Origin of the sequence: Providencia sp. Je.9.19 (genome assembly GCF_051129765.1) — a bacterium.
Lineage (GTDB): Bacteria > Pseudomonadota > Gammaproteobacteria > Enterobacterales > Enterobacteriaceae > Providencia.
The window spans coordinates 207,086-221,273 of record NZ_JBCPSS010000005.1 but is presented as its reverse complement, the minus strand read 5'-3'; the positions used below and the strand labels follow the sequence as shown (position 1 = coordinate 221,273).

Below are 14,188 nucleotides of genomic sequence, written 5' to 3'. Positions count from 1 at the left end.
ATAAATCCGGTATGACTTTAAAAATCATACCGGATTTTTTTATAGTTAAATTCTTAGAAATTAAAGGAATGCTTTATATGGCAATTCAGGCTCATTTTTAAAGATATCCTGGAAGCCTCTGAAATGCTGGTAATGTATGCGGCCTTTATCTGTTGGATAAGTATATTTGCCGCCAACTTGCCAGAAGAATGGTGCAAAATTATATTGTAAACGCTCTTTTTTCATATTCCATAGAACTTCAATTTCTCTCGGGTCGTTTTGGAAATTAGCCCAAATATCATGGTGGAATGGAATGACGGTGGTGCAATCTAATGATTCAGCTGCGCGCAGGATATCAGAGGAGGTCATTTTATCGGTGACACCGCGTGGGTTTTCACCAAATGAAAGTAGTGCAACATCGATATCATAGCGATTACCGTGAGCGGCATAGTAATTTGAATAATGTGAGTCACCTGAATGATAGATAGAGCCGCCGGTGGTTTCAATTAGGTAGTTAACCGCGCGTTCATCCATTGCATCAAGGATGTCTTTGTCATAAGAAGATACGCCTTTTGGTAGCGTGACTAATGCTGTGCGGTCGAAAGAGTCTAAAACGCGGATTTTCATGTCACCAATTTCAATCACATCACCGACTTTAGCAACAATACAGCGCTCAGCAGGTACGCCCCAACCTAGCCAAAGATTAACACAGGCTTGTGGTCCGATGAATTTCACATGGTCACCGCAATTTTGTAGTACAGCCGCCGCGACGTTAACGTCTATATGATCAGCGTGGTCATGGGACGCTAAAATGGCATCGACATCTTTGATGGCAAAAGGGTCTAATGGGAAAATTGCAGTACGTAGATTAGGTTGCAGAGCTTCGACTCCGCCCATTCTCATCATTTGATGTTGTTGATTCATAAAGGCATTTTTCTGGGTTTTTTTACCTGTTCCACACCAAAAATCGATTGAAATATTCGTATTGCCGGCGCTTTTCAACCAAATACCCGTACATCCCAACCACCACATAGAGAAGGTATTTGGTTCGACGACCGTTTTTTCAATCTCTTCATTGAGCCAGGTTCCCCATTCTGGGAAAGTGCTTAATATCCAAGATTCACGGGTGATTTCATTTACTTTACTCATAGTAATACCTTCTCTTTCATGAATTTAAAATGTAAGGGATTAGCGCCTTATTTAAAATAATAAGGCGATATGCAAAATAAATTTTTAATTAGTTGAATAAGCTGGCAAAAACTAATTAAACCAGTATAACGTGAGTGCCTTGCGCTTTGATTGCTTTAATAATTTTTGGATCGGCATTTTTTCCAGTAATTAAATAATCAATTTTATTGGTTGGGCAAAATAACATACCCGTTCGGCTTCCCACTTTTGAACTATCAACAGCAACAACTAATTTATCAATTTGGTCTAACATCTGTTGCTCAGCAACAGCAGTTAGCATGTCTGACTTGTACAACCCAGCTTCGGTTAAACCTTTTCCTGAGGTGAACATCCAGTTACCTGCGTATCCCATTAGTGTATGGAGTGCTGGATTAAGAAATATGTTCTGCTCTTTGTTATATTGGCCGCCAATTAATACGACATCATCGTGTTCTTGCTCAATTAAATAACTGGCAAGAGGAAAGTAGTTAGTGACGATTTGTACATCTTTCCTACATAATTTTTGCCCAAGAAGAAAAGCGGTAGAGCCGCAGTTAATAACAACGCTATCGCCAGGTTGGCAAAGCTCTGCTGCTTTGATTGCTATTTGCGATTTTTCTTCATAGTGGTCAGTTCTATTTATATTTAGTGGTGACCATTTATTTTTTTTATTTTCTAATCGCTCCGCACCATTACGTACTTTTTTCAGTTTGCCTTGCTCATCCAATTTAGCTACATCACGACGTGCGGTTGCTGGTGATATATTAAAATGTTTAGTAATTAGTGATATGCTAATTACTTGATTTTCTTTAAGTAAAGACAGTATTTCAAAGTGTCTTTGTGTTTCATTCATGTCCATAGCCTTATGTGTATAAATCATATTCTTGCTTAGCCATGATAACTTAATGATTCAAAATGATTGTGTTTGATTCTATTTATCATGGGTGAGAATGTCAATAACTCAAACAATAAAAATACATATTAGATATTAATTATTTTAACTATTTGTATTTTATTGGTTTTTATATATTAACTGTGATCAGCTCTACAATTGTGTGGTTTTCTACTAGTCAAACAAGCCTAAACTAAATAATCATAAATGCACAAATGGTGATTACTTTTGATTGTTATGTGTTCTTGAGTGACTGGATTGGTTAATTATTTGATTATAACGTGAGAATGCTGTCTGTGATCAGGGTAATGTGTTTTTAATCTAGATAATAATTCAAATACAATTTGATTTAAGGGTAAAAATATGGATTTTTTGTACAATTCTTTCTATATTTTTTATAGCCAAGTAATGACTAAAGCCCCGCTTTTGCTGGGCTTAGTAACTCTTATTGGTTATTGGTTGCTCAGAAGAGATGGTACTACCATTCTCAAAGGTACAATTAAAACAATCGTTGGCTTTATGTTAGTACAAGTCGGCGCTGATTCGCTTGTTTCCAGTTTTAAGCCCGTTATTGCGAAAATGGCTGAGTACCACCATCTTACTGGTTCTGTGATTGACCCTTATACTTCGATGATGGCCACTATGGAAACCATGGGTGATGATTATTCATGGGTTGGGTATATCGTTTTACTCGCATTGGCGATTAACATTTTACTGGTGTTATTTCGTCGCGTTACAGGTATACGAACCATTATGCTTACCGGACATATTATGTTCCAGCAAGCTGGATTAGTAGCGGTATTTTATTTTGTTATGGGCTCGAGTATGTGGGAGACCATTATTTACTCGGCAATAATCATCGCATTATATTGGGGTATATTCTCTAATATCATGTTTAAACCCACAGAAGCGGTTACAGGTGGCGCTGGATTTTCAATTGGTCATCAACAGCAGGCTGCATCATGGATTGCAGTGAAAGTTGCACCAAAATTAGGGGATAAAAATGATAGTGTTGATAATCTAAAACTCCCTAAATGGTTACATATTTTTCATGATAGTATCGCCGCGACAGCTATTGTGATGACAGTTTTCTTTGGCATTATTTTGCTTTCTTTCGGTTTAACTAATCTGCAAGAGATGGCAGGAAAAACCCATTGGACTATCTATATTCTTGAAACTGGCCTTAAATTTGCTGTAGCGATTCAAATTATCGTCACGGGTGTACGGATGTTTGTTGCTGAACTTTCCGAGGCTTTTAAAGGAATTTCAGAACGCGTTATTCCAAATGCGGTATTAGCTATCGACTGTGCGGCTATTTATGCATTTTCGCCAAATGCGATGGTATTTGGTTTTATGTGGGGTGCATTAGGACAATTTACAGCAGTATTGATCATGTTAGCGTTCAGCTCTCCCATCATGATTATTCCCGGTTTTATTCCTATGTTTTTCTCAAATGCCACAATTGGGGTATTCGCTAATCACTTTGGTGGTTGGAAAGCTGTGATGAAAATTTGTTTCATCATGGGAATTATTGAAGTTGTTGGTTCGGCTTGGGCAATTGATTTGATTAGCCAGCAAGGAACACAATTTAGTGGTTGGATGGGTATGGCTGACTGGGCACTGGTGTTCCCACCTATTATGCAAGGCCTCTCAATTTCTAAATATTTCTTCTTTATCTTAATCGCACTCGCATTGGTTTATATGTATTTTGCATCAAAAAAATTACGTGCAGAAGAAGATGCAGCTGCTTTGGTTAATGAGATTGAAGAAATTGAAGTTGCTGAAATAGCCGAACAAGTCTCTGAACAATTAAGTCGAGTTAGGCCTGTTAGTATTCTTGCTGTGTGCGGTAATGGTCAAGGTTCATCCATGATGATGAAAATGAAAATTGCTAAGTATCTCGAAGCGAAAGGCATTCCTCATGTTATGGACTCTTGTGCAGTTTCAGATTACAAATCAAAACTTAGCGCCACAGATATCATTGTTTCGTCAAAACACCTTTCAGCAGAGATGGACCCAGGTGAAGGTAAATTTGTTTTAGGGGTGCAAAATATGCTGAATCCAAATTCATTTGGTGATGAACTTCTCGATATTATTAAGACTAATTTTAGTGAATCTCAATAAATAATATAAAAATATTTATAGATACTAATTAGTTAGTATCTATTTCAATAGGAGAGCGTGTCATGGGTTTTAAGCAATCGTTAATTGATAACAATTCTATTAAGTTACAAGCTTCTGCCAAAAACTGGCAAGAAGCTATTAAGATTGGTACTGATATGTTAATTGCCTCAGGGGCGATATTACCAACCTATCACGAAGCTATTATTAGTAGTATCAATGAACTAGGGCCTTATATTTGTATCGCACCTAGCCTCGCATTACCTCACGCCAGACCAGAAAATGGCGTTCTAAAAACAGCTTTTGCTTTAGTCACATTAAAAGAACCTATTTTATTTGAAGGAGAAGATGAACCTGTTGATGTATTGATAACTTTAGCGGGAAGTTCTTCTGATGAACATATGGAAGGTTTAATGGAAGTTACCCAAGTATTGGATGATGAAAATAGTGAAACGGGGATTGATCTCCATAAGATACGGCGTTGTCGCAGTATTGAAGAGGTCTATAAAGTGATTGATGAGGCGTTATCTCAATAATACTTAGCAAATGATAATCGCTAAAAGTATGAAATTCCATTGAGTTCGTGATTTTAAAATGAGTTGCTTTGCGCTAGCTCGTACGGTGAGGTGTACCAAATGTTAGAATTGCAGTTTGCTGCTGTATTTTTATTAGTCTCTGCTATGGTACCCGTTTAACAGCGAAATTTAATTAGAGGAAGGGCTACTCCATTAGTATTTAGTTATAAATGGGGTAATAGCGCTTACTACGAGCAAAGGTGAAAAAATGTATAAGATATTGGCTTTAGATCTCGATGGAACTGTATTAAATAGCGATCATGAAATTAACCCAGCGGTTAAACAAGCGATACAAGAAGCAAAAGATAAGTGCCATGTCATGATAGTCACTGGTCGTCATCATACCGCCGCCCGTCCTTATTATGATGAACTTGGTTTAGACACCCCAATTATTTGTTGCAATGGAACTTATCTTTATGATTTTAAAAATGAAAAAGTGCTTAAGCACAATGCACTCTCTAAAGAGAATGCGCTGACTTTTATTGATTTAGCCAGCCAGTACCAATTTAAATTGGTGATGTATATCACCGATGCCATGGTTTATTCCAATAGCAATCCTATTGATTACATGACTGCGATGGAAATGTGGGCAAAAAATTTGAATACCCCACATAAACCAAAAATTTATCGAATCGACTCTTTTAATGAACAAGTGAAAAACGCCGAATTTATCTGGAAATTTGTTGTGGAAGGTGAGCCAAGCGATATCGCTAAAATGTCGAATCTTCCTTGGGTGCAAGACAATTTTAACGGTGAGATATCGTGGTCAAACCGAATTGATTTTGCTGCAAAAGGCAATAATAAAGGTAAACGGTTGGCGGAGTATGTTGCTGAATTAGGTTATCAGCCAGAGCAAGTTATAGCGGTGGGTGATAATCATAATGATATTTCAATGCTTACATACGCAGGTTTGGGCATTGCGATGGGAAATGCTGATGACACTGTTAAAGCGAATGCGGATATCACTTGTTCAACTAATAACAATCAAGATGGGCTCGCCTATCTTATCCGTGAAAAAATATTAGGATAATCATCATGACAAAGCCACTGATTCAAATTGCTTTAGACCAAACTAATCTCAACGATGCAATTACTGTCGCCAATAATGTCTGTTCTTTTGTCGATATTATTGAAATCGGTACGATTTTAGCTTTTGCTGAAGGGATGAGCGCAGTTTCTACACTGCGTAAAAGTCATCCTTCACATATTATTGTCTGTGATATGAAAACGACAGATGGTGGGGCAATTTTGTCTCGTATGGCATTTGAAGCAGGTGCAGATTGGATTACGGTGTCAGCAGCAGCGCATATTGCGACTATTGCCGCCTGTAAGAAAGTGGCTGATGAATTTAACCGAGAGATTCAAATCGAGTTATATGGTAATTGGACTTTAGATGATGCCCAAAAATGGGTTGATTTAGGCATAAAACAAGCGATTTATCACCGTTCAAGAGATGCGGAATTAGCCGGTATCGGCTGGGCTGATGATGATTTAATTAAAATGCGTCAACTTTCTGATTTAGGCTTAGCGCTATCTATTACGGGTGGTATTGTGCCAGAAGACATTCATCTGTTTGAAGGAATTAAAGCCAAAGCCTTTATTGCAGGCCGTGCGCTGGTGGGTGACAAAGGAAAATTAACCGCAGAAGCATTACGCACGCAGATAGATCGTTTTTGGAAATAATCAGTTGCATTAAAGCGCCCATTGAATGGGCGCTGCGGTTAATTAAGTAGCTAAAAATATTATGAATGATCAGCTTTATTTTTAATTAAATCGGTGAGGTTATTTTTGTGTGTTTCTGGTGCGTGCCAAATCGCATACATAGTAATTAAGCTCATACCCATCGCAAGACAAGCTACTGGCCATGATGCTCCACCAGCTAAACCAGATAGCAGTACTGCTAGAAGAGGTGCAATACCACCGGATGCAGCAGCACTGATTTCTCGCCCAAGAGCTAAGCCACTAAAGCGAACTTTTGAAGGAAATATTTCTGAGAAAAATGCACCTTGGGTTCCTAACATTGCAGCAACGCCAACACCAACACCTAATGTCATTGCAGTGATAACCCCCCATGCAGTCCCTGTATTTACGAGTAAAAAGAATGGGAAAGCAAATGCGGCGGAGAACGAAGCACCAAACATATAGATTTTTTTACGACCAAATTTATCTGATAATGCTCCAAACATTGGTGTCGTAAACATGGCAACAGCAGCGGCAATCGCAACAGCTACTGGACCGATTGATGGCGCCATATGTAATGTCCCTACCACATAAGCAATAACAAAGGTTTGGTAGACATAACTTACACCACTTTGTGCTACTTGAGAGCCGGCAACAACATATAGATTTTTTCGTTCTGTTTTAATTAATTCTTTTAGTGGACTTTTACTAATTTCATTCGATTCTGCTAATTTTTCAAAGGCTTCAGTTTCTGATAGTTTCATTCGAATTATTAGTGCGACAGCAACAAGCAACATACTAAATAAGAATGGAATTCTCCAAGCCCATCCGAGAAAAACTTCTTTTGGTAATTGCGTTAAAATGGCAAATGTTGCTGATGATAGTAATAATCCAATATAAACACCAACTCCTGGGAATGATGAATAAAATCCCCGTTTATTTGCTGGCGCACTTTCTGCTGTTAGGATAGCGGCCCCGCCAAATTCGGCACCAGCACCAAATCCTTGAAGAAGACGTAAACAAACTAATGAAATAGGAGCCCAAACACCAATTGTTTCATAGGTTGGCACGACACCAATTAGAGTTGTTGCTGTGCCCATTAATAATAAGGTAATAACTAATACTTTTTTACGACCTATTTTATCGCCGAGTTGTCCAAAATATACGGCGCCAAATGGACGTACAACAAAACCAAGTGCAAGCGTTGAAAACGCTAGAAGTGTTGAAATAAAAGGGTCTCCTTTTGGAAACATTATTTCATTAAATACTAATGCGGCCGCTGTGCCATAGAGAAAATAGTCAAACCATTCTAGTGCAGAACCAACCAGTGATGCTGCTGCAACACCTTTCATTGATTTTTTTTTCGTACTCATAGGGTCTCCCCCGTTATTAGAATTGTAGGGACGCCTTTTATAAATTCAATAACAGAATTCTGGCGTTAAATAAATACAAAGTTGTTATGTTCTATCTTTTAATTAACTATTTATTAGTGAGTTAACATTATTTAAAATTCATGTTTTGATATGAAATTATGTTATTTTTATTTCGTACGTAATTTCCATTACTGTTTTTTTAAATTATTCACCGCGAAAATAAGGCGCTCTTTTTTCTTTAAAAGCTGCTTTCCCTTCTCTCGCATCATCGGTATAAAAACAAATTGTTCGTAAATCACGCTCATAGCGAACAGCTTGGTCTAATGGCATATTGACCGCAGCATGCATATTTAATTTAGCAGTTTGGATAGCGATAGGGGGACGTTCTTCTATCGTTTTGGCAAGATGTAAAACGGATATCATCATGGCCTCTTGTGAGTCAAAAACCTCATCTACAATACCCCAAGATAAACCTGTATTTGCATCAATAGAATCTCCTGTATAAAGCAGACGAGAAGCTCTAGAGGCCCCAACAGTTTTATTTAAGTAGACAGCCATTCCGCCGCCGCCAACCCAGCCCAATTTTATTTCTGGTGCACCGAACAATGCATTTTGAGTACTCACACGGATATCACAACATAGTGCTAGCTCAAGCCCTCCACCGAGTGCATAACCATTGATAGCGCATAAGGTTGGTTTATGTATTTGAGCGATAGCATCACAATGGTCATGTTTCATTCTATGTGCCCATGGTGATTGATAAGTATCTAGCTCTTTAATGTCGCTTCCGCAGCAAAAAGCTTTAGGTCCTAATCCTGTAAGAATAACAACTCTGACATCATTAGATTCATTACAAAAATTCGCCAAATTAATGATAGAAACTGACATTGATGGTGTTATTGCATTTAATTTTTCGGGTCTATTCAATGCAATAGTTGCGATTGAGCCATCTAATGAAAATTGAATATTTGGGTCAATTTCGAAATTTAATTTCACCATGGCTATTTTTCCCCCTGTGTTGTCGCAACTGTGCCGCTACTTTTTAAAGCGCTAATTTGCTCAGAGGAGCAACCAAGTTCTTGTAATATATCGTCGGTGTGTTGCCCAATAAAAGGTGTAGGTAATCGAATAGAAGAAGGTGTTTTTGAAAATTTAATAGCAAAACCAGGCGTTTTTACCAAGCCTTCACTTGGATGCTCATATTCAATAAATGTTTGATTATGAATGACCTGAGGGTCAGCAATGACATCTTCATAACCATATACATCACTGCTCCAGAGTTGGTGTTCATCAAAAATATCTCGCCACTCTTGAGTGGTGCGTTCTAACAATTTCTCCTTTGTAATACGAAAAATAAAATCACGCTCAGGTAATGAATGTCCTGCGATTTCATCATCCATTGCTTTGAGTTCAGGTACATCGAAAATTTCGCCAAGAGTGGGCAGGTGTGGAGTAACTAAAGTAATAAAACTATCTTTAGTACGAAAAACACCATAAGGAGCACGGATATAGCAGTGACCATGTGCCTCTTCACTGCGGCGTTGAGGTTTTAGCCCTTGAGTAAATACGGTCATTTCTTGCATTTGATTAGCAATAATTGCGTCGAGCATGTTGATTTGGACTAGTTGCCCTTCACCTGTGCGTTCGCGATGTAGCAATGCAGCAAGAGCGCCTTCAAATGCGGTATAAGCGGTAATTGCATCTACCAAGTATTGTCCTGCTGGCTGAGGTGGTGTGCCTTCTGCTCCTGTACTCAGCATTGCACCACTCATTGATTGTAATAGTAAATCTTGCCCTGGACGTTTTGCATAAGGCCCGCTTTCTCCATATCCAGACATTGAAATATAAATTAAATCAGGTTTGATTTTTTTCAGTGTTTCATAATCAACACCGAGTCGTTCAGCAACGCCTGGACGATAGTTTTGTAAAAAAACATCCGCAGTTTCAACAAGTTTATACAGTAATGCTTTACCTTCCTCGTCTTTTAAATTAACGGCAAAACTGCGTTTATTACGGTTAAGTGATAAAAATGACGTATTAATAACATTACCATAAGCACCACCAGCAGATGTATGCCGCTGCCATTCCCCTGTTGTTGGTTCAACTTTAATTACATCAGCCCCCATATCGCCCATTCGTAATGCGGCAAAAGGGCCAGCCATTGCAATAGAACAGTCTAAAACTCGATATCCCTTAAGAATTGACATATTTCCACTCCATTTCGTTAACTCAGTTATTTTTGGTTTGATGTTATTCGTGCTATTACCATAAACTGCAAATTCTCAATATTATATATAATATTTAATGTTGCGTGAGATTGATCACGATTTATGTTCTTGTTGATCGTTATGATTGGCTAGGTAAATGATGATAAAGATAAAATAGAAGAGGAAATATATGAATTTTTTCAAAGGGTTGACGTGGGATCATCCTAGAGGGTATAAACCGTTGCAAGCTTGGGCACAACTTGATGACTTAGTTAATGTGCAATGGGATATTCAAAAACTAGAAGGGTTTGAATCGCATCCTATTGATGAGCTGGCTGAAAAATATGATCTTTTGATTGTTGATAATCCAGGTATTGGAGAAGCGGTAGAGAAAAATTGTTTATTACCTTTGGAAAGCTTTTTGTCATTGGAACAATTAGATTTTTTGAAAAAAAATAGTATTGGGAATAGTTACGAAAGTTATCGATATGGTGGGCAACATTGGGCGATACCTATTGATGCAGCATCTCAAGTTTGTGCATTAGCGGGGGATATAGCAAAAACACCACCGATTACATGGGATGATGTTATTTTACTTAGCAAGAAAAGTAATCAACGAATTGTTCTATCGTTGGGGGGGCCTCATGCCCTTTTAACTTTTTATTCAATATGTTTATCTTTTGGTGATTTATTATTTAAAGATAATCGATTGATTATTAAGCAAGAAATAGCTATTCATGCACTTTCTATAATGCAAAACATTTATCAACAGCAAGATAAATCATTAATTGATTTAAATCCTATTGGCTTATTAGATGCGATGGCTAAAGGAAAAATTGATATTTGTCCTGCTATATTTGGCTATATTAATTATGCCAATCCATCACATTCGTTGCCGATTACTTTTTGTGATATTCCACATGTAGGCCAATCTATATTGAGAGGCTCTATTTTGGGGGGGACAGGCTTAGCATTATCATCAAGGTGTACTCCAACCCCTGAACTTATTCAGCATATCATGGGTTATGTTTCTGAATCAGTACAAAAAAACTTAGTTGTGGATAATGGAGGACAGCCTGCGAATATTGCTGCTTGGCGTGATGAGTGTACTAATAAACAGACGGGAAACTTTTTAAGTTCAACATTCAATACAGTTTCTTCGGCATATGTTCGGCCTAAATATCAAGGCTATATTCATCGTCAGGATGCAGGTTCAAAAGTGATTCGTGAGGGATTAAAGCTAGGAAGTCATCCTGAAGTTATTTTCGCAAAAATAGAACAAGTATTTTCGTTATAACAAAATAAAAAAAGGAATATGCGCAGCTAGCCTGCGCTACCAAATGATATTTGTCGATCAAAACCTAGAATAATATGTTCTGTTGTTTTTTCTCGGTATATATCAGCATTTCTTGCTTCTATGGCATCAATAATTTCATCATGTTCATTACACAATAATTGCAAATCTGGTACTCCACGGTTTTCATGAAATCTTCCAACTTGTGGACCATAATTGAGAGTGTTATACATTTCGATAATTAGCTCATTACGAGATGCCATTACAATTTGCTTATGAAATTCAGCATTTAGATTAATAAAATAGACATACTGCTCGTAGTGAGGCCCATATTCGTGAGTACGCATATCGATATTTAATTGTCGGAGATATGCAATTTCAGATGCTGTGATATTTTCTAAGACAATATCGGCAATCGCGGGTTCTATTAATAAGCGTGCTTGCTGCCATTTATAGATATCTTGTGCGTCAGGTTTTTCGGCAACTCTAAATCCTTTATTGTGTTCTAAAATGATTAATTTTTCTGCTTCTAAACGAAATAGCGCTTCGCGTACTGGTATTCCACTAACACCAAAACGTTTGCTTATATTGCTTACAATTAGGCGGGCTCCAGGCTCTAATTGATTAGAAACTATCTCTTGTTTGAGTAATTCATACACTTTAAAACTGATACTTTCATGCTGCAACATAGGTTGCCTCTACGAAATTAAATAAAATATATAATATCACTGTTCCTGAGCATCATCAATTTAGCTATTAAACTAAATACGTGATGTATCGATGCTAAAATGATTGATAATTTAATTAGTTACCATGATTAACTATTTACTAATAGTGGTAATGACTACCACAGCGTAAAACTGATTACACCGTGGTAGATATTGATAAATTTACTATTTTTCTAAAGTTAAAGAAAATACTCCAGTTGCCGGAATTGGCATAAATCGTTCATACATCTCTTTTCTGGTTGCTTCAGGGTCTAGATCTGTAAATAAATCAGGATGAAGCCACTTCGCTAAAGATTGCAATGCAATAATATTTTCAGGTGAATCATAGAAAATATGCCATAAACCATGCACTCGGCCTTGTTTAACGGCATTTAGCTGACCAATAGGATTACGTTCTGAAATTATTTTTAAGCTTGATTGTGCAGCTTGTTTGGTCGCTGAATAACCAACGGTAACACCGGGTTTTCCTTCAGGAAAAACACCCGTTGCAACATAAACATCGGGTTCGCTACCTAAAATATATTCAGGATTTAATTTCCCTATTGCACCGGGTAGGATTTTTTCGCCAATACCAATGCCGCCCGCAAGATTAATCATATCTGTCATACTGCCTTTCCCAGGAGAGCCACAGCACTCTTGCAATCCAGGTAGATAATCAACAAAAATTGTTGGTTTTTCATTCATTGGTATATTGGTGGGAATACGTGATATGACGTCATCCATTTTTTGCTGATAATAATCGTTAAATTGTTTAGCTTGTTGCTCTTTTCCAATCGCTTGCCCTAAGATTGTCATACTTTTTTGAGTATTTTTGATGGGATGTTGGCTAAAATCGACATGAATAACCGCAATACCCGCTGACTCTAACAAGCGAGCCGCTTCGCTCCCCGCTCCCGGTCCATGGCCACCTGTTAATGGCAGAATAACTAAATCAGGTTGTAGTGCTAATGCTTTTTCGATACTAAAAGTATCCTCTGACCCACCGCCAACGGCTGGGATTGCATCTATTTGTTTAAAAATCGCTTTATAGGCGGCATAACCTTGGACATCTAAATCACGAAAATCGCCCTGCCAGCCAACAATACGGTCGAAAGGCGCGTCTTTTTCTAAAATAGATAACGGGTAAATCATTCGACCTTCGCCCAATAAGATACGTTTTACATGTTCAGGCACTTCAACTTGTCGACCGGTTATGTCAGTGACAGTAACGGCTTGAGACGTAAAAGAAATAAATGCCATAACGGCTAAAAAAAGACATTTTAGGTTATTAAATTGCATCATTATGCGTTCCTATTTACTGATGAGATTGTTTTTGAGCGTTGAGATGGTCTTTTTTTCCACCAAATTACGACACCACTCACGTAGAGGAGCGGCAAAATAATACCAGACAAAAATGCGACAATTACTCCGCTCAGCCCAAGACCTAATTCACTGTGAAGTTGGGAAATAAATCGTTTTATTTCTTGAGGTGGAATTATTGAGGTGAATAAATCAGGGCGAGAAAGCATCATTCCGCTTAGGGTGATTAATAGCAGCGGGAGGGTAAAATAAATAGCTAAAAAGTAGTGCCATTGACGCCATTTTGCCCCATTTTTTAATCCTCGACGCCAATTAGTAAGAGCAAAGAAGAGCTGTTTAAACCCTTTTTTAGGCCACCATAAAACAACGCCCGTGATGATAGATAGAGCCAATACCACGCCGCAACCGAAGACTAGCCAACTGCCTATATTCGGTGGCAGCAACAGTAATCGATGTAAAGAAACAAGATTAGAAAAAATCAAATCATCAAAAACAACAAAGCCTTTGGCGCTTGCATCAATAGGGTCAATAAATGCAATGCCGAGTTTTTCTGAATGTGAGACATGACCAAATACCATGGCATTTGTTGCAGGGATAAAACCAGTGCTTGGAGGCGCTACCCCCATGATTTGAGTCAGTTCAGGGTAAGCGCTTTTGGCACTTTGTCGCCAATTATCTGGCGACAAAGGGGTATTTTGCTGGTGGTGCTCGGCATACAGAACCGAAGTGCCAATTTCCCATTCTAAAATGGGCTTTTTCAGTAATAACAACGATCCTGAAATACCCAAAATGGCAATAAAGAAACCGACCACTAAACCTAACCATAAATGCAGCTTCAGCCAGTATTGACGTGCTAAAAATAACGCCATTTTG

The 14,188-nt window shown here is 38.0% G+C and carries 13 protein-coding genes; 5 read left to right on the top strand and 8 right to left on the bottom strand.

The features are described 5' to 3' along the window. Positions 1 to 60: 60 nt before the first annotated feature. Together ulaG and ulaR are read right to left on the bottom strand one after the other, a co-directional pair. Positions 61 to 1,128, bottom strand: coding sequence for an L-ascorbate 6-phosphate lactonase (gene ulaG / locus AAZR93_RS17270; protein WP_434720535.1), 1,068 nt, complete (start codon positions 1,126 to 1,128; stop codon positions 61 to 63). A 115-nt stretch (positions 1,129 to 1,243) separates the two neighbouring features. Beyond that, a complete protein-coding gene (ulaR, locus tag AAZR93_RS17265; RefSeq protein WP_294101654.1) occupies positions 1,244 to 1,999 on the bottom strand; it encodes an HTH-type transcriptional regulator UlaR in 756 nt (251 codons plus the stop codon). A gap of 402 nt (positions 2,000 to 2,401) precedes the next feature. Between ulaR and AAZR93_RS17260 the strand changes: the two genes are divergently transcribed. The 4 genes from AAZR93_RS17260 to AAZR93_RS17245 all read left to right on the top strand — a co-directional run bounded on the left by AAZR93_RS17260 (position 2,402) and on the right by AAZR93_RS17245 (position 6,417). Beyond that, positions 2,402 to 4,162 (top strand): PTS ascorbate-specific subunit IIBC, encoded by a 1,761-nt coding sequence (locus tag AAZR93_RS17260; RefSeq protein ID WP_434720534.1) that lies wholly within the window; start codon positions 2,402 to 2,404, stop codon positions 4,160 to 4,162. A gap of 62 nt (positions 4,163 to 4,224) precedes the next feature. Continuing rightward, positions 4,225 to 4,695, top strand: coding sequence for a PTS sugar transporter subunit IIA (locus AAZR93_RS17255; RefSeq protein WP_294101648.1), 471 nt, complete (start codon positions 4,225 to 4,227; stop codon positions 4,693 to 4,695). A 247-nt stretch (positions 4,696 to 4,942) separates the two neighbouring features. Continuing rightward, positions 4,943 to 5,764: a Cof-type HAD-IIB family hydrolase gene (locus AAZR93_RS17250; RefSeq protein ID WP_294101646.1), complete on the top strand. Its 822-nt coding sequence runs from the start codon at positions 4,943 to 4,945 to the stop codon at positions 5,762 to 5,764. A gap of 5 nt (positions 5,765 to 5,769) precedes the next feature. Further along, a complete protein-coding gene (locus tag AAZR93_RS17245; RefSeq protein WP_294101643.1) occupies positions 5,770 to 6,417 on the top strand; it encodes a 3-keto-L-gulonate-6-phosphate decarboxylase UlaD in 648 nt (215 codons plus the stop codon). 59 nt (positions 6,418 to 6,476) lie between these two features. On the opposite strand, the gene AAZR93_RS17240 is transcribed toward AAZR93_RS17245, so the two are convergent. The 3 genes from AAZR93_RS17240 to AAZR93_RS17230 all read right to left on the bottom strand — a co-directional run bounded on the left by AAZR93_RS17240 (position 6,477) and on the right by AAZR93_RS17230 (position 9,994). Next, positions 6,477 to 7,787, bottom strand: coding sequence for an MFS transporter (locus AAZR93_RS17240; RefSeq protein ID WP_294101640.1), 1,311 nt, complete (start codon positions 7,785 to 7,787; stop codon positions 6,477 to 6,479). 204 nt (positions 7,788 to 7,991) lie between these two features. Continuing rightward, on the bottom strand, positions 7,992 to 8,786 hold the full coding sequence (locus tag AAZR93_RS17235; RefSeq protein WP_294101637.1) for an enoyl-CoA hydratase/isomerase family protein: 795 nt from the start codon (positions 8,784 to 8,786) through the stop codon (positions 7,992 to 7,994). Positions 8,787 to 8,788: 2 nt separating this feature from the next. Beyond that, positions 8,789 to 9,994, bottom strand: a complete 1,206-nt coding sequence (locus tag AAZR93_RS17230; protein ID WP_294101633.1) for a CaiB/BaiF CoA transferase family protein — start codon at positions 9,992 to 9,994, stop codon at positions 8,789 to 8,791. A gap of 190 nt (positions 9,995 to 10,184) precedes the next feature. On the opposite strand from AAZR93_RS17230, the gene AAZR93_RS17225 reads away from it, so the two are divergent. Beyond that, positions 10,185 to 11,291, top strand: coding sequence for a hypothetical protein (locus tag AAZR93_RS17225; protein WP_434720533.1), 1,107 nt, complete (start codon positions 10,185 to 10,187; stop codon positions 11,289 to 11,291). Positions 11,292 to 11,317: 26 nt separating this feature from the next. Here AAZR93_RS17225 and AAZR93_RS17220 read toward each other — a convergent pair whose 3' ends face one another. The 3 genes from AAZR93_RS17220 to AAZR93_RS17210 form a co-directional block, all read right to left on the bottom strand. After that, complete coding sequence (locus AAZR93_RS17220; RefSeq protein ID WP_294101627.1) at positions 11,318 to 11,977, bottom strand: GntR family transcriptional regulator; 660 nt, start codon at positions 11,975 to 11,977, stop codon at positions 11,318 to 11,320. A gap of 204 nt (positions 11,978 to 12,181) precedes the next feature. Then, positions 12,182 to 13,297 (bottom strand): ABC transporter substrate-binding protein, encoded by a 1,116-nt coding sequence (locus AAZR93_RS17215; RefSeq protein WP_434720532.1) that lies wholly within the window; start codon positions 13,295 to 13,297, stop codon positions 12,182 to 12,184. Further along, positions 13,297 to 14,184: a PepSY domain-containing protein gene (locus AAZR93_RS17210; protein WP_434720531.1), complete on the bottom strand. Its 888-nt coding sequence runs from the start codon at positions 14,182 to 14,184 to the stop codon at positions 13,297 to 13,299. Before AAZR93_RS17210 ends, AAZR93_RS17215 begins: the two co-directional genes overlap by 1 nt. Between the last annotated feature and the right edge of the window lie 4 nt (positions 14,185 to 14,188).